Genomic DNA, 17,747 nt, shown 5'->3' with positions numbered 1-17,747 from the left:
CCTAATTCAGTTTTTTGAAAAATTCCTGCATGCGTGCCATACCTCGCTCGATGTTCTCAAGCGAGGTGGCATAAGAAAGGCGCAGGAAACCTTCCATTCCAAAGGCAATTCCCGGTACGCAGGCCAGGTGCGCTTTTTCAAGCAAAAGATCTGCCAGAGTGAGTGAGGAGTCTATGGTTGTTGTTTCGAATTTTCTGCCGATGTAGGCTGAGAAATCGGCAAATATGTAGAACGCACCACGAGGCACCGGAAAACGGACTCCGGGTATTTCCGAAAGGTACTGCATCATGACTTTTCTCCTCTGGTCAAAGGCGGTTACCATTTCTTCAACCACTGATGCATCACAGCGAAGGGCTGCCAGTGCTGCTTTCTGGCTGATGGAGGTGGGACAGGATGTGGAGTGGTCCTGGAGCCTTCCCATAGCCTGGATAACTTCCTGGGGGCCTGCTGCGTAGCCAATGCGCCATCCAGTCATGGAAAAAGCTTTGGAGACGCCGTTCACCACCAGAGCACGCTCTTTCATACCCTCCAAGGAGGCAATGCTTTTTACCTTTTCTCCGTCGTATACCAGGCGTTCGTATATTTCGTCTGAAATGACGAAGATGTTATGTTTTTTGCACAGTTGTGCAATTTTCTCGAGTGCTTCTTGTGACCAGACTACTCCCGATGGGTTGGAAGGGTTATTAAGGATAAGTAGTTTGGTATTTTCGGATATGTTTTTTTCTACTTCTTCAAGAGGCACAAGCAGCGTTTCTGGGTCGCAGTCAAGAAGTATCGGTTTCCCCCCAGCCAGGACTATTTGCTCATAATAAGTGACCCAATAGGGTTTGGGAAGAAGCACTTTGTCTTTCGGGTTGCAGAGCGTCATCAGAGCGTTAAAAAGAACATGTTTTGCACCGCAGGAGACGATGACTTCCTCTTTTGTGTAGTGAAGACCATTTTCGTTTTTCAGTTTTTCGCATATTGCTTCTTTTAGTTCCGGAATGCCCGAAGTTGGTGTGTATTTGGTGAAGCCCTGGTCGATGGCCTGCTTGGCTGCTTCCTTAACCGGTAGGGGTGTATCAAAGTCTGGTTCCCCTGCGCTGAAAGAAATCACGTCCAGACCCGATTTCTTCATTGCTTTGGCCTTTGCGGAAATGGATAGCGTTGCAGAGGGCTTTATTTTCTGAGCTCTTTCCGATAAAAGCAAAATTGCTGCACCCCCCGTTTAGATTTTCAATAATATACCAGAGTTTGGGAAAATTTGCTATTATTAGAACGGAGTTTTCGTTTGCCGAAGCGATGGACAAACTTTACAACATAGGAAGGAGGAGTTTTTTATGAAAATCGGTGTTTTTCTGGTACTTTTTCAGAATGACCCTCTGGAAAAAGCCCTTGATTACGTGAAAAGTGTTGGTGCTGAAGCAGTGGAGATAGGAACTGGAGGTTATCCCAGCAACGCTCATTGCAACCCTGAAGAAGTGCTTAAAAACCCAGACGAGATTAAAAAGTTTAAAGAGTTGGTGGAGTCCAGAGGTCTCGAAATAAGTGCTTTGAGCTGCCATGGGAACCCGCTTCACCCCAATCCTGAGGTGGCCCAGAGACATCACAGAGAGTTTGAAAACACCATTTTGCTTGCTGAAAAGCTTGGTGTGCAGACGGTAATTACTTTTTCTGGTTGTCCAGGAGATTCTGAGAATGCCAAATATCCCAATTGGGTAACCTGCCCCTGGCCGCCAGAGTTTCTGGAAATAGTGCGCTGGCAATGGGAAGAAAAATTGATTCCCTACTGGAAAAAGATGGCCCAGTTTGCACGTGACCACGGGGTAAAGGTAGCGCTTGAGATGCACCCTGGTTTCTGTGTTTACAACCCGGAGACGCTACTCAGACTACGTGATGCTGCTGGAGACAACATTGGAGCCAACTTTGACCCCAGTCATCTTTTCTGGCAGGGAATTGACCCCATTTTTGCCATACGGAAGCTGGGTGATGCAATCTTTCACGTTCACGCTAAGGACACCAAGATTGACCCGGTTAACAGCCTGGTAAATGGAAATCTGGACACCAAACCCTATACTGACGAAATTAACCGTTCCTGGATTTTCCGTACCGTTGGCTATGGGCATGATTTAGGCTTCTGGAAGGATTTTGTCAGCAATTTGCGGCTTGTGGGTTATGATGGGGTGCTTTCCATAGAACATGAAGATTCGCTGATGTCGGGTCGTGAAGGTTTTGAGAAAGCAGTTGCACTCTTGAAGGAAGTAGTTCTCAAAGAAAAAGTAGGGGCTGCCTGGTGGGTATGAATTAGTGGTAAAGAGCCTGGCTCTGAGCCAGGCTCTTTTTTGATACCTTTTTGGTTTATATCGTGCTCCTTTTTTGATTCCACCTGATTTTTGCTTCGACAAAGTTTTTGTGCTTCTGTGTTCTCTTCCTAAGGAAAATCGATAAACCCACGAGTTGAAAAATTTTATTGGCTTTATCAGAGTGGTTCTGGCAAATTTTTTTATCAAAAAGCCTTTGGAAAGTTGATTTTCCGAAGGGGGTTTTCGGGTGATACGGGGAGTATACTCTTCGACTTCAGGTTTTAACCTGAGGGAACTGGAACAGCAGGTTTGGGCCAATAATCTGGCAAATATTGATACACCAGGTTTCAAAAAGGACCTGGTAGTTCAGGAAACTTCGGGTTTTGAAAAAGAGCTTTTTCGCTTTGCAAATGGAGAACGAGTTTACCTGGGAAAGCTGACTTTCGGAACGGCTTCTGGTATCAAGCAAATTACCGATTTTTCTCAGGGTACCATTGAGACCACGAGCAACCCTCTGGACCTGGCCATTGACGGGAGGGGGTTTTTCGTGGTCATGACTCCCCAGGGGGAAGCGTATACCCGGGCTGGTAATTTCACGCTCTCTCCAGAAGGAAAGCTGGTAACCTGGGAAGGATACCCGGTAATGGGCGAGCAGGGAGAGATTGTGGTGGGTAACTCCGGGCGTTTAGAAATCAACGAGCGAGGAGAAGTGCAAGTTGATGGTAATCTGGTTAACAGGCTCCGGATAGTTGATTTTGATGATTATTCTGTACTTATCAAAAAAGGGCAAAACCTTTTCATAGTCGAAGATACCGACATTACCCCTTACTCAGCTCAAAATTTTAAGATTGTTCAGGGAGCTCTGGAGCGGGCTAATCTGGACCCCGTGGAAGCCATGGTACACATGATTGAGGTTTTGCGGAAGTACGAGAGCGTCCAAAAAACCATTCAGAGTCATGATGAAGCTCTCCAAAAGGCGACCAGTGAAATTGCGCGTCTTTAAGATTTGAAACCCAGATGTGTTAGGAAAGGAGGTTTTGAATATGCGTGCACTGTGGACGGCGGCAACTGGAATGCAGGCCAAACAACTGGATATTGATGTGATTGCCAATAACCTGGCTAACATCAATACCACTGGTTTCAAAAAAAGCAGGGTTGATTTTCAGGATCTCATGTATCAAACGGTAAGAGTTAAAGGTGCTCCCAATACTCAGGAAAATCAGATACCTACTGGAATAGAGGTGGGACTGGGAGTTCGCCCAGCAGCAGTCCAAAAGCTTTTCTTTCAGGGTGATGCCTATGAAACGGGAAACCCGCTGGACATAGCTATCGAAGGCGATGGGTTTTTCCAGGTTTTACTTGCTGATGGCACCATAGGGTACACCAGAGATGGTTCTTTCAAGCTTGATGCCCAGGGAAGAATAGTCACCAGCGATGGGTTTCCGCTTGAGCCGCCGATTACCGTACCCCAAGATGCCGAATCAATCACTATCGGCCAGGATGGCACAGTAACGGCAAAGATTGCTGGAGAAACGGAGCCGCAGGAGTTAGGAGTTATCGAGTTGGCACGCTTCATCAATCCGGCAGGGTTACAGAGCATTGGGCGCAACCTGTATGTTGCTACTGTGGCCTCAGGCGAACCCCAGGTAGGCACACCAGGTTTCGATGGATTGGGAACTCTGGCCCAAGGCTTCCTGGAGACTTCCAATGTTCAGGTAGTGGAAGAAATGGTTCGCATGATCAGCGCACAGCGTGCCTATGAGATCAATTCCAAGGCTATAAGCGTTGCCGATGAAATGATGAGCATTGCCAACAACATGAAGCGATGAGGAAAGGATATTTTAGTGTAGCAATCGCGATAATTACAATCTTTTTCTTACCTGTTTCTCTTTGGGGGCTGACCTTAGAGGTTTATCTGGAACCGCAGGTCAGCTTGAATCAGGAAAATATTACCCTGGGAGATATTGCACGAATTTCCTATCCACTCCCTGAGGGAGAAAAAGTGGCTGAGTTGACCGAGCTGGGTGTGCTTTCTCCATCACAGCCTGAGCGCGTAATTACTGCCCAGGAAATCTACAACCACTTGTGTGCTCGGGGTATACCGCAGCTTGATTATATTTATTTCTCGGGTGCTATGGAGTGCAGGGTGCGCTTGCAGGGACAATGGGTTTCTGTGGTGCAGCTTGAGGGGGAAATTGGAGATGAAATCAGAAAACGTTTTGAGTTTGTAAAAAGACTTGAAGTTAGATTGGCGTCTCCAGAGCAGGTTTTTCTTCCCGATGGATGTGAGTATCGCATTTCTTTGCCTACCTCCTTTAACCCCTGGGGGAGTGTCACCGCCGAGCTGGACATTCTTAGTTCAGAGGGAGAGGTAGTAAGCAAATTGCCTTTACGTTTGGAAATACGAGCATTTCGCAACGTGGTTCGAGCCAAGGAAACCCTGAAGAGGGGAGAGGTGATAGATGCTTCTTCAGTGTATGTAGTTGAGGAAGTGTTGGATTACCGAAATTTCAAAGCCCTTGATGATCCAACTAAAGTGGTTGGTAAGGTAGCCAGGAGAAACATTAACCAGGGAGAGCTCATTACTCCTTCTTCCTTCGAGGAAGAGGCACTGGTGCAACGGGGAGACCTGGTAACTATGGTGGCCAGAAATGGAGGCATAACGGTTACCGCTTTGGGTAAAGCACGCTCTGATGGTGCTCTGGGTGAGGTTATAATTGTCGAAAACCTGGATTCCAGAAAACGGGTGCAGGGAAGAATTATCGGGGAGAGAATGGTAGAGGTGGCGGTTAAATGAAGAAGGCGCGTCTTTTCTGGTGGTTAGTTGCTGTTTTCGTGGTATTTTGGATAGCGCTTCCTCAGGGTTTTGCGGAATCACTGTGGAGCGATGATGCTTGGTTTGCAGACCCTTATTCTGATTACCGGGCTTCTCGAGAGGGGGATATTCTGACCGTCATCATAACCGAAAATTTAGAAGGGAAAAACAGTGCCACCAGCAGTGGAGGAAGCTCGGTGGATATTTCCATGGAAGCAGGGCAAGGAATTTTTGATTTCGTGCCACCTGCTTCTTTTAAAAGACAAAGCACTCGCGAGGGAGAGAGGAGTAATCAGAGACAGATGAGCTTGAGCGGGGTTATTACCTGCCAGGTGGTAGAGGTGCTGGAAAATGGAAATCTCAGAATTGCTGGCAGTAAAGAAATTTATTTGAACAAAGAACGGGAGATAATGCATATTGAGGGTGTGGTAAATCCGAGGTTTATATCCGCTCAGAATACAGTTTACTCAACTCAGCTGGTTGACGTGGTTATTAAGCTGGAGGGAACTTTGAAACCCAAGCAAAAATCAGGACTTCTTGGTATTCTGGGTGGCCTTTTTGGTTCTATACTGGATATCCTTTTTTAGCTTTCCGGTTCTGGAGGTGGCCTGAGCACCGTGAGCAGAATTGTTGTTTTCATAACGGTGGCGGTCATGACGGTTCTTTGTTGTGCCGTTTTTGTTAGTGCAGAAACGGTACGTATCAAAGACATTACCCAGGTTGAGGGAGTGAGGGGAAACCAGCTGGTAGGTTATGGGCTGGTAGTTGGCCTTTCAGGAACCGGTGATAGCAGAAGCAGTCTGTTCACCAACCAAAGTCTTTCCAATATGCTGTCCAAGTTGGGGATAACCGTTGATTCTCAACAGGTGCGCTCCAAAAACGTTGCGGCAGTGATTGTTACTGCCGAGTTGCCTCCTTTTGTAAGTGAAGGAGAGAGGATCGATGTTACCGTTTCTTCATTAGGTGATGCAAAGAGCCTTCAGGGAGGCGTCCTTCTTTTGACGCCTTTAAAAGGCGTGGACGGGAAAGTATATGCAGTTGCTCAGGGACCGCTCTCGGTAGGCGGTTTTGCCGCTGGTGGAGGTGGAAATCAGGTTCAGCAAAACCATCCCACAGTGGGCAAAATACCCAACGGCGCAATCGTGGAGCGGAGTGTAAGCACTTCTTTTGTGAACTCTTTAAAAGGAACTTTTTCTCTTCTTTTGCAGAATCCTGATTTTGTAACTGCTACTCGCATAGCAAGGGTTATCAACCAGGAACTTGGTGGGCGGAGGGCGCGAGTTATCGATGCTAACCGTGTCGAGGTGAGCATACCGGAAAGTTTCAGTGATAGAGTGCCGCAGCTTTTAGCCATGATTGGAGAACTCCCGGTGGAACCTGATGTTCCTGCCAGAGTAGTGGTTAATGAACGTACCGGGACTGTGGTTATTGGAGGCAACGTTCGTATTCTTCCTGTGGCACTGGCTCATGGCAACCTAACAGTGAGCATTCAGACACAATATGAAGTGTCTCAACCGCCTCCTTTTTCGGGGGGAGAAACTCAGGTGGTTCCCCAGCAGGAAGTTCAGGCTGCCCAGGAAGAGGGACGCTTATTTCGGGTGGAATCGGGTAACACCATTGACGATTTAATAAACTCTCTGAATGCCTTAGGGGTGACTCCTCGTGATTTGGTGGCCATTCTTCAGGCCCTCAAAAAGGCAGGAGCTTTGCAGGGGGAGTTGATTGTAGAATGAGAGAGGTAAAGTTAGAGAACTTCTGTTCTCCTTCAGAGATCATTGCCGAGCAATCAAAATTTTCTCTTGAAAGGCAACGGGCAAGATTACGCGAGGCCTGTCAGGATTTTGAGGCCTTTCTGCTGAGCTTTATTTTCAGGAAAGCAGTGCAACCTCTTTTTGTCGACCGGGAATCCCCTTTTCTGGGAAAGGAAGAAGTGTGGTTTCGAGAAATGTGGCTGGATGAAGTGTGCAAAAAAAGCTGTGCGTCCACCAATCTTCGGATAGGGGAAATGCTTTATCGTGCACTGGAACTTCCCTCGTCTTCTGGAAAGTGTTAATATTATGTTGGGAGATGAATCATGGAGATAGCCCGTTGCAAGAAGTGTGGAAAACTGTTTAGGAAGAACCTCGATGCTATCGAGTTATGTCCTGTCTGTTTGGAATCTCAGGAAGAAGAATTTTTGAAAGTGAAAGAATTCTTCCTCAGAAACCCGCGTTCTACCATTGAGGAGGCCAGTAAAGCTACTGGTGTAGACAAAAAGGATATTCTCCATTTTCTCAAACAGGGCAGGCTACAAATTGTCCAGAGCGAGCAAGGCGTTGATGCTGGTTTAAGGTGTGAACGCTGTGGAAAGCCCATTTCATCTGGCCGTTTTTGCGAGAAATGTCGACTGCAACTATCGTATCTTTTTCGGGAAGAGGCCGCTGCCGATTCCTCAAATCGACAAAACAAGGATAGGTTTTATTTTCGAGATGCTATTTTGAAAAAAAAAGAGAAACCAGCTGACTAATACCCCTAAAGTTTTTGTTGTAATTGCCGATATAGTATTAATAGCAGGAGATAGAGGGGGATACAATCATGAAGATTTCTGCGAATCAGCTGGAGAGTATTTTGAAAATATATGCTGAGAAAAGTGGTAAGTCCAGATCGAAAACCTCCCAGGGTATAAGTTCAAACAAAGGAGACAAAATTTCTTTTTCTCAAAAGGCTCTGGAAATCCGAGAGATTTATCGCAAACTGCAGGAGGTTCCTGAGCTGAGGGAACAACTTATTGCGGAAATAAAAGACAGACTCTCCAGGAATGAGTATCATGTGGAACCTGCCAAGGTAGTGGAAAAGATGATAATCAGGGACATTGCCGATTCTTTCTTTTCCGGAGGCGAATGAGGTGTCCGTTTTCGAAGAGGCCGGGACGGTCCTTCTGGAGGTTTTAAAAGAAGGCTGTACTCTTCAGAAAAAGCTTCTTGAGGTAGTCCGAGAAGAACAAGAGATACTGATTCAAAACCGAATTGGAGAACTTGGTGATGTGGTGAAGAAGAAAGCCGACCTAATTCTCGAAAACCAGGCCTTTGAGCGTAAGTTGACCGGTGTCCTGCGTAACATTGCCAGCTTTGCTGGTCTGGAAGAGAAAGAAACGTGTATTTCCCAGGTTCTTCCTCTTTTCCCGGAAGAAATTGCAATTTCCATAAAAGCCCTGCAGAATGATATTTGGGAAACCAGTGCTGAGGTGCAACGGGTTAATCAGCAAAATGCCATTTTGATCAAGGATACGCTCAATTACTTCAACGCAGTTTTTGCTCTGCTTGCCAGGATTGAAAGCTATAACTCTTTTGAAGCGTATGACCCTTCGGGGAAGAGAGAGACCGGGAAAGCCCTTCAGGGCATTTTGATTGATGGGAGGATGTAGCAGGTATGGGTAGCAGCTTCTTTGGACTGGAGATAGGTAAAAGCGCCTTGCAAGCCCAGCAGCAAGCTATGGATATTACCGGTCACAATATTGCCAATGCCAATACCGTGGGTTACACCCGTCAATCAGCTAAAATGACAGCGAAGACTGTTCCCCTTTCCGGCATCTTCGTGCCTCCTTATCTCAAAAGTGTGGGTAGCGGCGTTGTTGTAGAGGAGATTCAACGTTTAAGAGACCGTTTTATAGACCTTCAGCTGCGTCAGGAATCTCGTATCGAGAGCTACTGGAGCACTATTGATGAAGGCTTGAATCAGGTAGAGATAATCTTTGGTGATCCACAGGAAAGCGGTTTATCGAATATTATGAACAATTTCTGGAACGCCTGGCAGGAACTTTCCAAAACGCCGGAAAGTGAAGCAAGTAGGGCCTTACTGGTTGAAACGGCCAATCTCTTAGCGGAGGCTTTCCAGCATACGCACTCTCAACTGGTGCTTGCCCAGGAACAGTTTGATGAACAGGTAGCGCTCAAAGTCGGTGAAATCAACAGTTATTTGGAACAAATCCACAGTGTAAACCAGCAAATCGTTCGTTTGAGCGCTGCTGGTGGCAACATCAACGACTATAAAGACAAGCTGGACCTTGCTGTCGATGAACTTTCCAAAATCATTGATCTCCAGGTTCAGGAAGAAAACAATGGTACCTATACCATTATTCTTCAAGGAAGGGTTTTGGCAAGTACTAAGGAACTTAACCTGCTGGAGGTGCAGGTTGACCCTTTGAGTGGGTTCAATCAGGTTTATTTTCAGGGTACTACCCAAAGGATTGACTTTGCCAATCAGAGTGGAGAGTTGAAAGCTATTTTTGACCTGCGGGATTCTCTGCTGGAAAATTACAAAAGCAACCTTAACCTTCTGGCCCAGGAGCTCATTGAAGAAGTGAATGCTTTGCATCAAACCGGTTATACCCTTCAAGAACCTCCTGCACCAGGTGGAGTCTTTTTTGCAGGAAGCACTGCAGAAGACATAGCGGTTGACCCTGCTATTTCCGGGGATTATCGGCTGGTTGCTGCTTCTGCGACCGGGGCACCAGGAGACGGAGAAGTTGCTTTGCGTATTGCCCAATTGCGGGAAAGTGATTTTGTGAATGGAGCTAACCCTGATGATTATTATCGGGGAGTAATATCCCAGCTTGGTGCAGAAAGGCAGGAAGCACAGCGCATCGCTGAAAACCAGAGCTTGCTTGTAGACCAGCTCAACATGAGAAAAGAAAGTGTTTCAGGTGTTTCTCTCGATGAAGAGATGACAAACCTCATCAAGTATCAGCATGCTTACAATGCTGCCGCTTCGCTGATACGCACTCTTGACGAAATGCTGGATACAGTGGTTAATCGCTTAAAGTGAGGTAGGGGGTAGCGTTGATGCGAGTGACTCAGAGGGTTCTCAGCGATAGGGTAATGCAGAATCTTAATAACATCCTGGAAAGAATGGTCAGGATAGAAGATGTTCTCTCTTCGGGCAAGGCGATTCGTAGACCCTCTGATGACCCCATTAAAATTAACAGCATATTGTCTCTAAAAACTTCAATCAGTAAACTGGAGCAATTCCGTTCTAATGTTGAGGATGCCAGAAACTGGTTAAACCTGGTTGACGAAAGCCTGGGTTCGGCGACTGAGGTCATCCAAAAAATACGTACTCTTGCCTTGCAGGGAGCTAATGGGTCCCTGACCGCTGAAGACAGGGTGATTATAGCTGAGGAAGTGGAAAAACAACTGGAAGAACTGGTTTCCATTGGAAACATTTCCTACGCTGACCGCTACCTTTTTGCAGGAACACGCCTGACTGAGCCGCCCTTTGTGATACAAGGAAATCAGATTACTTATTTGGGGGACTCGAATTCCCTGATTAGGGAAATTGAGTCCAAAACGGTTATTGACATTAGCTTTCCGGGGGATGAAGTGTTCTTCAAGGGGTTTGAGGCCCGAAGTTCCAACCCGGTAACTCTTAACCCTGGTGACCAGTTCAGTATCAATGGGACAGTTATCACCATTGATGCTACCATGACCACCCTGCAGGACCTGGTTAACGCTATTAACAACGAACCCTCTTTGCGTTCCACTGCATATGCGGTAACTGATGGATCCACCCTTATTTTACGCTCCCGTACTGAGAGCACACTGGTTCTTTCCGATGTAAACGGTACACCGCTTCAAGATTGGGGAATACTTGATGCAGGAGGGAACATTCAAAATACCTCCGAAGCTGAGGGGATCCTTAAAGTAGTCAAAGACCTGGTTGAACACCTGCGTGGAAACCAGCCGCAAAGCGTTGAAGAAGACATAAGTAAAATAGACCAGGAGTTGAACGACTTGCTGGGTATCCGTGCCCAGGTAGGAGCCAAAGTCCAGCGCCTCGAGAATGCCCTTAACCGTTTTGAGGACTTCTCGCTTAATTTTAAGACTTTGCTGTCTTCTAACGAGGATATAGATGTTGCAGAAGTGGTTATGCAGCTTAAGGAACATCAAAACGTTTATCAAATGGCTCTTGCTGCAGCTGCCCAGGTGACCCAACCAACCCTGCTTGACTTTCTTCGTTGAGGAGCGAATGAAAATGCAAATTAAGACTGCTTATTTTGGTGAACTGGAAGTTGGAGAAGATAAAATTCTCTTTTTCCCTTGGGGTCTTCCCGGTTTTGAACATCTGCGGCGCTTTATCTTGCTCGAAGAGAAAGGGTTTTTCTGGTTACAAAGCGTGGAAGAAGAAAACATAGTTTTTGCCCTCTGCGACCCTTTTCTTTACTTTCCTGACTACGAGATCGAGCTTTCCAGCACTGAGTGTCAGGCGTTGGGCATCACTTCACATCGTGAGGTGATCGTCCTGGCTATAATGAATATTCTTTCTCCTCAGGAAATAGGGGTTAACCTTCTGGCACCGATTGTGATAAACTGTGGATTGAAGATTGGTAAGCAGGTAGTTCTTGAGGGAAGCCCTTATGGCCTGCGCCATATTTTGAGGCTGGAGGGTGCAAGCACAACCTCTCAATAAATTCAGGGTGCCCGAATGTTAGTAATCAGCCGGAAGGTTGACCAAAGTATACGTATTGGGGATAACATTGAGATAAAGATTATTGGCATTGAAAAAGGAAAGGTTAAAATAGGTATTACCGCTCCTTCAGATATTCCCATTTATCGCGAAGAGCTCTATCAATCGCTGGTTGAGGGTAACAGAAGCTCAGTTTTTGTCTCTCCTGATAGGGTGCAAAATTTCAAGAAAATCTTTGCTGAAAGCAAGCCGAATTTGCCGCGGAAATAATTACGTTCTGAAAAGGTTTTAAGAAAAAAACCAGTTGATGCGGGAGGTATGTTCTATGAAAAGAAGGAGTCATCTGACCACATTTACTCTTCTTACTTTGTGCCTTGCTGTTTTCGCGGTATCTATCCCAGCAGCTTTTGGTGCTGCCAGAGAAGCTACTCCTTTCACGTTAAAGGCACTTTCTGGTGAGGAAGTCAGTCTTTCTCAGTTAAAAGGTTCTCCAGTGGTTTTGGTTTTTTTCTCTACCAATTGTCATTTTTGCAAGCAAGAAATGCCCATTTTACAAAAGCTCTATGAAGAGTATGCCTTGAAAGCTGACCTGAAGGTGTTTGGCATTGCAGCGCGAGAAAATCCAGAACGACTTAAAAAATTTGCCTCCAGTCTGGGTGTCAATTTTCCAATTCTTCTTGATGAAACAGGTCGTGTTTTTATGGAATACATGGTAATGGGTGTTCCTACCGCCTTTTTTGTGAATCCTAAAGGTGAAATTGCCGATTTGGTTATTGGAGCAACCAGTGAAAAAGCTTTGAGAGATAAGCTGAACAGTATACTCTGGTATCGAGGGTTGAGAGAGGTCGAAATTCAAAACTTGTTTAAGTTGAACCAGCAAGTTACGGTTCTGGATGCTCGCAAAAGCCCGTCCAACATCTTTTCAGGGGAGCAGGGAGTCGTGTATATTGCTTTTGATGATTCTCAAATAGAATTTTCGAAATTCGATAAATCAAAGCTATATCTCGTTCTGGCTGATGACAACCAGCAAAGCCTGAAGTTGTGTAAAGAAATGGCTCTTCAGGGTTTCAGGCGGGTTTACTTCATGTTGCATGCGAGTTAGGTTAATCGTTGATACCTGTTTTTGGGGGCTTTCCTCGACGGCACTCCTTGTTTTTTGTGTTTTCTTCTGGTGGGTTATTCCCATCGAAGAGCCACCAGCGGAAAACAATGTCCCTTTGCTGCAAACCACCCAGCCATTGATAGAATTTCGAGAAACTGAAATTGTTCACCTTGGTGAGGCAGGCAAGGAGTGGAGTCTAAAGGCAAAATTAATCAGCCAGAAAGACATGGAGGTCGAACTGAAAGAGATAACTGGCTATTTTTTTATCGACGAAAAACCGTTTTACAGTATTACAGCCTCCCGGGGCAAGGTGTCTCTGGAAAGCGGTGATGCTCTGTTCTGGGAGGTAGTTATGCAGGAAGTTGGTGGTGAAAGGCTGCTTCGTGGCCGGCTCCTGCAGTGGATTGCTCGGGAAAAGAAGTGTATACTGGAAGAAGCGAATCTCAAAGATCAAAATCTAACCTTGCGCGGTGACAAAATGACTTATGAACTCAAAGGGAACAAACTCCAAATCAGTGGGGATGTGGTGGTGAATGTTAAGCTGGTCAGGTAAGTTGCTTTGGAGTGTTGCTTTTTGCCTTGGTCTGGTGTTACTCGCTGGTTATTTCTTCCCTATTCTGGCCCAGGAAGGTTTTTCAGAGATTACCATACGCACTTCTTCGGTGGAATATGACGAAAATACTGGAAAAATCGTGGCTCCTGGTGCATCCACCATAGAGTGGGGAGAGGTGGTTATACGTTGTCCTGCCCTGGAAATTGATACTGAAAAGCGGGAACTGAAAAGCACTGGTGAAATAGATATTACTTGGGGAGAGTATCAGATAAACGCTTCGGAACTTTTTTACCAGGGAGAGGCAAACCGACTTTGGCTCGAAAAAGTTGAGGGTAGCGGAAAAGAGGTTGTTTTTGCAGCACCTCAAGTTCAGATTGATTTTGAGGCTCGTCAACTTCTTGCCGAGGGTGAAGTAAGTTTCAAGTTGGAACCCTTTGAACTGGGGTGTACAAAGCTGGTTTATTCTTTTCAGGACAGGACCTGGATGGCCTTTGAAGTGCATCTTTCTGGAGAAGGATGGGAAGGTCAGGCGCAAAGGGCTGTTTTTAAAGAAGGTTCTCCTTTCATAAGCATTCTGGGTGGAGCAAAAATTGTTAAGGGAAATCACTCCATGGTTGGCGATGAAATACTTATTTATCCTGAAACTCGTAAGATTCAGGTCAAAGGAGAAGTGTCCATTAATATTCAGCCATGATGGGGACTGAGACTTTGCGGAGAGAGTGGAAGATACTGCGCGGTGAGGAGCTGGTTAAAGAGTATAACCGGAAAAAAGTGGTTAACGGTGTCAGTATTGAGGTGAAAAGGGGTGAAGTAGTGGGTCTTTTAGGTCCCAATGGCGCCGGCAAAACCACCACATTCTACATGATTGTAGGACTTATCCACCCTACAGAGGGAAGAGTTTTTCTGGATGAACGTGCCCTGAACGGTATACCAATGTATGTTCGGGCCAGGATGGGTATTGGATACCTGCCGCAGGAACCCTCGGTTTTCAGAAAGTTGAAGGTTAAAGAGAACCTGGACCTGGTACTCGAAATGCAGGGTTTGCCACGTCATGAGGTTCGCAAAAGAAGAGATGCTTTGCTGGAGGAGTTTGGCATTGCCCATCTTGCGCTCTCTTCAGCCAACCTCCTTTCAGGCGGGGAGCGGAGGAGGCTGGAAATTGCCAGAGCCTTGGCTACGGAGCCTTCTTTTATTCTTCTTGATGAACCGTTTACTGGTATTGACCCTATTGCGGTTGAAGAAATTCAACATATCATACGTTATCTGGCTCAGAAGGGAATTGGAGTCCTTATTACTGACCACGCGGTGCGGGAGACCCTGGCCATAACTGACCGTGCATACATCATGTTCGAAGGTAAAATTCTGGTTGCTGGTTCCCCTGAGGAAATACTCCAATCTGACCTGAGCCGAAAGTACTATCTGGGAGAACGGTTTAACCTTTAAAACATGAAAACCCTGGATCGCTATATACTCAAGCAGCTGGTCGTTAACTTTATTTTTGGAATTGGCCTTTTCCTCTCTATTCTGACAGCGTCAGACCTTATTTATCGTCTTACCAGCTTGTGGTTGAAAAGCGGTCTTTCCTTGGTTCGGGTGGTTCAGATTTTCCTCTGGAACATTCCTTCTTTCTTGGTGTACATCATCCCTATGGCTGTGCTCCTGGGTTCCATTTTAACCACCAGCCGTCTCTCTTCAGATAGCGAAGTCGTTGCACTCAGGGCTGCGGGGGTGAGCTATTTCAGGTTTACTGTCCCTTTTCTGATTTTTTCAATTTGGGCCTGTTCAGCTACGATTCTAATTCAGGAAACTTTTGTTCCCATGTCTGCGGAAAAGCTGATGCAACTTACCGAAGGTACTTCGCTCACCGGTCTACTTTTTCAAGAAAACACCTTTTTTCGAGAAGAGGCTGGAGAAGGGGTGGAACGCATTTTTTATGTGCGTCAGGTAAATTCCCGTGAAGGAGTGCTCAGCGGCGTTACGGTGCAGGAGTACGGCAAAGAAGGTATCTTGCGCATCATCAGCGCTCAGGAAGCTACCAACCAGCAGGGTAAATGGATTTTTCGGAAAGGTATTCTTTATGAAATGGGCCCTGGGGGTGAGGTAAAGAGAATTGTCCGTTTTGAAAGGGAGGAAATCAGTGCTCAGCAGAGCCTGCAGGAGACGCTTCAGCAGCAGAAAAACCCCCGGGAGATGAGCCTGGCCCAGCTCAAAGGTTATATCGAAAGGGAAAGTGCGCACAATAAAGATACGACCCGGCTGGAGCTTATCTTGTGGCAGAAGACGGCTATTCCCTTTGCAAGTATTGTTTTCGTTTTGCTGGGGGTTTCTCTGGGGGTGATTTCGCCGCGTTCGGGTAAGGGTGTGGGTATTGGAGTGAGCATTCTGGTGGTATTCGGGTATTACGTTCTTTTCTCGGTAACTGGTGTTCTTGCTGAGGGTGGTGTTCTTGACCCTCTTACAGGTGCCTGGTTCAGCAACCTGGTGGGAGGAGTAGTTGGTTTTTTGCTCATTTTTTTGAGAGAAAGGAGTTAATCTCTGTGAGGGCCTCTTTTTCCAGTTTTCTTTTGATTCTTTCCATAATTTTACTCAGCGGTGTTATTGCCTACGTGGGTGATTTTTTGGGGCGTCGCATTGGGAGGAAAAAGCTCTCCCTTTTTAAGCTGCGGCCCCGCTACACGGCTTTCCTGGTAAGCATTATGACCGGCATATTGATTGCTACAGTTACCCTTCTGGTTTTGAGTGCGGCTTCAGAAGATGTGCGGACAGCTCTGTTTGGTATGCAGGAGTTGCGGGAGCAACTGAATTCACTGAATCAGGAAGTAATTGCCCGCAGTCTGGAGCTTGAAAACACCGAAAAGCAACTCGAAGACTACCAGTCAAGGGTTCAGGAGCTGGAAACCAAGGAACGAGAGCTACAGAATTCCAAGGCCGCTCTGGAAGAACAAACCCGGTTGCTTGGAGAAACAGTAGCCCAGCTTGAGAAGCAGAGAGACGAACTGCAGCAGGAGTTGACATCGCTTCGGGCAGAACTGGCCCGGCTCCGCTCCAGCATAGTGGCTATCCGTCAGGGAAGAATTGTCTTTCAGGATGATGAAGAAATCCTGCGAGCCATACTGCCGGGTGGGATGAGTGAAGATAAGGCCCAGGAGGCGTTGCTTGCGGTAATCCGCAAGGGTGACCAGCTTGCCCTCCAGAAAGGCGCCGGTCGTCACTCGGAAACTGGACAGGCTGTTTTTGTTCCCGAAGAGGACTTCCGCCAGGCCATCGATAAAATCCACAATGCTTCCAATGATGTGGTAGTCAGGCTGGTTGCTGCCATAAACAGCCTGCAGGGAGAGCCGGTGATTGCTCGCATGTATGTGGATGAAAATCGCAAAATTTTCTCGCAAGGGGAAGTTATCTATCAAAAAGTGTTGACTATAGATGAGGGAACTAACATTGATGCCCTTCTGGGTGAAGTGCTGCGAGAGCTAAACGCAGTTGGTCTTAAAAAGGGCATTCTTCCCCAAGAAGGGAAAGTGGGAATTATCTCGGCCAGCAACCTGACCGAGGTTTTTCAGGAGCTGGAAAACATTCGGGGGAAAATAATACTGCGTGCCGTAGCTGAGGAAGATATTTTTACTGCCGGACCCTTGCGAGTGCGTCTTGAAGTGCTAAAAGAGCAAACCCCAGAGGGGTAAGCTACCCAGAGCAAGCAGAGTGGTCAAAACAATGCCGCTTGACACAAACTGGGCGTCGAGCTGATACAGGGAGGCTATGACGTAGGAGGTCATGAGAGTGGGCATGGCGCTCTCCATGACCAGGGCTCCCCGCTCCAGAGGTGAGAAGGAAAAAAATTGAGATACCCCGAGCATGAGCAAAGGCAGGAAAAAAAGCTTGATCGAGGCTGCTCCGAAGAGCGGTTTCAGGTGGCCCCGAAGGTTTTGGAGGGAAAGAGAAATTCCTATAGCCACCATGGTTAGGGGTACAGTGACGTCAGCCAGGCGGTTGATAGTTTCTTCGAGCAATCTTGGTAGACTACCCAGTTCCCTGGTAGTCAGGGCAAGGAGCAAAGCGATAAAGGGCGGAAATTTCAAAATTTGAAAAAGCTGTTTCCATGAAAATCTGCTCTCGGTGACACTGACACAGAAAAAAATCCCTACTGTGAATACCGATAGAAAATTAGCCATCTGGTCAAAAAAGATAGCCGGAGGTAACGCCTCCTCTCCAAGCAGAGCCATAACAAAGGGGTACCCCAGGAAAGAGGTATTCCCGAAAGCAGCAACCATGGCGAAGGAGACAGCACCTCTTTTGTCCAGCTTAAAGAACTTACGAGCAGCATAGAAGCTGATTATGAAGAAGATGCTCACCATGGCCCAGCCAAGAGGTGGGATTTTCCACAGTGAGGCCTGGGGAGAGGCGTGAGAAAGAGAACGGTAAACTAAGCAGGGAAAGCTGATATATAGCACAAAGCGGTTGAAAAGGAAAGCCGCTTCGGTGTCAAAGGCCCGTAACGTGCGTAGCAGAAACCCAATGCCGATGAGAATAAAGATGCTTGCCAGGACCTGATACATG

Annotated in this window: 22 protein-coding genes; 20 read left to right on the top strand and 2 right to left on the bottom strand. The window is 46.7% G+C overall.

All coding sequences use genetic code 11. The features are described from left to right. Position 1 precedes the first annotated feature (1 nt). Positions 2-1,189, bottom strand: a complete 1,188-nt coding sequence (locus ACKTT1_RS10405) for a pyridoxal phosphate-dependent aminotransferase (RefSeq protein WP_412709511.1) — start codon at positions 1,187-1,189, stop codon at positions 2-4. Positions 1,190-1,319: 130 nt separating this feature from the next. Between ACKTT1_RS10405 and ACKTT1_RS10400 the strand changes: the two genes are divergently transcribed. From ACKTT1_RS10400 to ACKTT1_RS10305, 20 genes are all read left to right on the top strand, one after another. Then, positions 1,320-2,282 carry a sugar phosphate isomerase/epimerase family protein gene (locus ACKTT1_RS10400; RefSeq protein ID WP_412709510.1) on the top strand — a complete coding sequence of 321 codons (963 nt, stop codon included), beginning with the start codon at positions 1,320-1,322 and terminating at the stop codon, positions 2,280-2,282. 247 nt (positions 2,283-2,529) lie between these two features. Next, the gene (gene flgF, locus ACKTT1_RS10395; RefSeq protein WP_412709509.1) at positions 2,530-3,285 is read left to right on the top strand and encodes a flagellar basal-body rod protein FlgF; all 756 of its coding nucleotides are present in this window, start codon (positions 2,530-2,532) and stop codon (positions 3,283-3,285) included. Positions 3,286-3,325: 40 nt separating this feature from the next. Then, the gene (gene flgG, locus ACKTT1_RS10390; RefSeq protein WP_412709508.1) at positions 3,326-4,111 is read left to right on the top strand and encodes a flagellar basal-body rod protein FlgG; all 786 of its coding nucleotides are present in this window, start codon (positions 3,326-3,328) and stop codon (positions 4,109-4,111) included. Continuing rightward, positions 4,108-5,079, top strand: a complete 972-nt coding sequence (gene flgA, locus ACKTT1_RS10385; protein WP_412709507.1) for a flagellar basal body P-ring formation chaperone FlgA — start codon at positions 4,108-4,110, stop codon at positions 5,077-5,079. Before flgG ends, flgA begins: the two co-directional genes overlap by 4 nt. Next, positions 5,076-5,684 carry a flagellar basal body L-ring protein FlgH gene (locus tag ACKTT1_RS10380; protein ID WP_412709506.1) on the top strand — a complete coding sequence of 203 codons (609 nt, stop codon included), beginning with the start codon at positions 5,076-5,078 and terminating at the stop codon, positions 5,682-5,684. Before flgA ends, ACKTT1_RS10380 begins: the two co-directional genes overlap by 4 nt. Positions 5,685-5,750: 66 nt before the next feature. Further along, a complete protein-coding gene (locus ACKTT1_RS10375) occupies positions 5,751-6,830 on the top strand; it encodes a flagellar basal body P-ring protein FlgI (RefSeq protein ID WP_412710584.1) in 1,080 nt (359 codons plus the stop codon). Then, on the top strand, positions 6,827-7,150 hold the full coding sequence (locus ACKTT1_RS10370; RefSeq protein WP_412709505.1) for a hypothetical protein: 324 nt from the start codon (positions 6,827-6,829) through the stop codon (positions 7,148-7,150). Before ACKTT1_RS10375 ends, ACKTT1_RS10370 begins: the two co-directional genes overlap by 4 nt. A 21-nt stretch (positions 7,151-7,171) precedes the next feature. Beyond that, entirely contained in the window at positions 7,172-7,603 is a 432-nt protein-coding gene (locus tag ACKTT1_RS10365; RefSeq protein ID WP_412709504.1) for a MerR family transcriptional regulator, read from the top strand. Positions 7,604-7,671: 68 nt separating this feature from the next. After that, the gene (locus tag ACKTT1_RS10360) at positions 7,672-7,980 is read left to right on the top strand and encodes a flagellar biosynthesis anti-sigma factor FlgM (RefSeq protein WP_412709503.1); all 309 of its coding nucleotides are present in this window, start codon (positions 7,672-7,674) and stop codon (positions 7,978-7,980) included. A 1-nt stretch (position 7,981) separates the two neighbouring features. After that, positions 7,982-8,500 (top strand): flagellar protein FlgN, encoded by a 519-nt coding sequence (locus ACKTT1_RS10355; RefSeq protein WP_412709502.1) that lies wholly within the window; start codon positions 7,982-7,984, stop codon positions 8,498-8,500. A gap of 5 nt (positions 8,501-8,505) precedes the next feature. Continuing rightward, the gene (flgK, locus tag ACKTT1_RS10350; protein WP_412709501.1) at positions 8,506-9,900 is read left to right on the top strand and encodes a flagellar hook-associated protein FlgK; all 1,395 of its coding nucleotides are present in this window, start codon (positions 8,506-8,508) and stop codon (positions 9,898-9,900) included. 17 nt (positions 9,901-9,917) lie between these two features. Then, positions 9,918-11,093 carry a flagellar hook-associated protein FlgL gene (gene flgL / locus ACKTT1_RS10345; protein ID WP_412709500.1) on the top strand — a complete coding sequence of 392 codons (1,176 nt, stop codon included), beginning with the start codon at positions 9,918-9,920 and terminating at the stop codon, positions 11,091-11,093. 13 nt (positions 11,094-11,106) lie between these two features. Beyond that, a complete protein-coding gene (locus tag ACKTT1_RS10340; RefSeq protein ID WP_412709499.1) occupies positions 11,107-11,541 on the top strand; it encodes a flagellar assembly protein FliW in 435 nt (144 codons plus the stop codon). A gap of 15 nt (positions 11,542-11,556) precedes the next feature. After that, a complete protein-coding gene (csrA, locus tag ACKTT1_RS10335) occupies positions 11,557-11,808 on the top strand; it encodes a carbon storage regulator CsrA (protein WP_412709498.1) in 252 nt (83 codons plus the stop codon). A 55-nt stretch (positions 11,809-11,863) separates the two neighbouring features. Continuing rightward, the gene (locus ACKTT1_RS10330; protein ID WP_412709497.1) at positions 11,864-12,640 is read left to right on the top strand and encodes a TlpA family protein disulfide reductase; all 777 of its coding nucleotides are present in this window, start codon (positions 11,864-11,866) and stop codon (positions 12,638-12,640) included. Next, positions 12,630-13,193 carry a hypothetical protein gene (locus ACKTT1_RS10325; RefSeq protein ID WP_412709496.1) on the top strand — a complete coding sequence of 188 codons (564 nt, stop codon included), beginning with the start codon at positions 12,630-12,632 and terminating at the stop codon, positions 13,191-13,193. Before ACKTT1_RS10330 ends, ACKTT1_RS10325 begins: the two co-directional genes overlap by 11 nt. Next, positions 13,174-13,887 carry an LptA/OstA family protein gene (locus ACKTT1_RS10320; protein WP_412709495.1) on the top strand — a complete coding sequence of 238 codons (714 nt, stop codon included), beginning with the start codon at positions 13,174-13,176 and terminating at the stop codon, positions 13,885-13,887. The genes ACKTT1_RS10325 and ACKTT1_RS10320 overlap by 20 nt, the downstream gene beginning before the upstream one ends. Then, complete coding sequence (lptB, locus tag ACKTT1_RS10315) at positions 13,884-14,636, top strand: LPS export ABC transporter ATP-binding protein (protein WP_412709494.1); 753 nt, start codon at positions 13,884-13,886, stop codon at positions 14,634-14,636. Before ACKTT1_RS10320 ends, lptB begins: the two co-directional genes overlap by 4 nt. Before the next feature lie 3 nt (positions 14,637-14,639). Beyond that, positions 14,640-15,725, top strand: a complete 1,086-nt coding sequence (locus tag ACKTT1_RS10310) for an LptF/LptG family permease (RefSeq protein ID WP_412709493.1) — start codon at positions 14,640-14,642, stop codon at positions 15,723-15,725. Between the two features lie 5 nt (positions 15,726-15,730). After that, on the top strand, positions 15,731-16,873 hold the full coding sequence (locus tag ACKTT1_RS10305) for a DUF3084 domain-containing protein (protein ID WP_412709492.1): 1,143 nt from the start codon (positions 15,731-15,733) through the stop codon (positions 16,871-16,873). Here the strand turns inward: ACKTT1_RS10305 and ACKTT1_RS10300 are convergent. Further along, positions 16,847-17,746: an AEC family transporter gene (locus ACKTT1_RS10300; protein WP_412709491.1), complete on the bottom strand. Its 900-nt coding sequence runs from the start codon at positions 17,744-17,746 to the stop codon at positions 16,847-16,849. The genes ACKTT1_RS10305 and ACKTT1_RS10300 overlap by 27 nt on opposite strands. Position 17,747: the final 1 nt, after the last annotated feature.

Origin of the sequence: Atrimonas thermophila (genome assembly GCF_045864955.1) — a bacterium.
In the GTDB taxonomy this organism is placed as follows: Bacteria; Atribacterota; Atribacteria; order Atribacterales; family Thermatribacteraceae; genus Thermatribacter; species Thermatribacter velox.
Note: the sequence above shows the minus strand (reverse complement) of the source record. Positions and strands in the feature narration are given on the sequence as shown.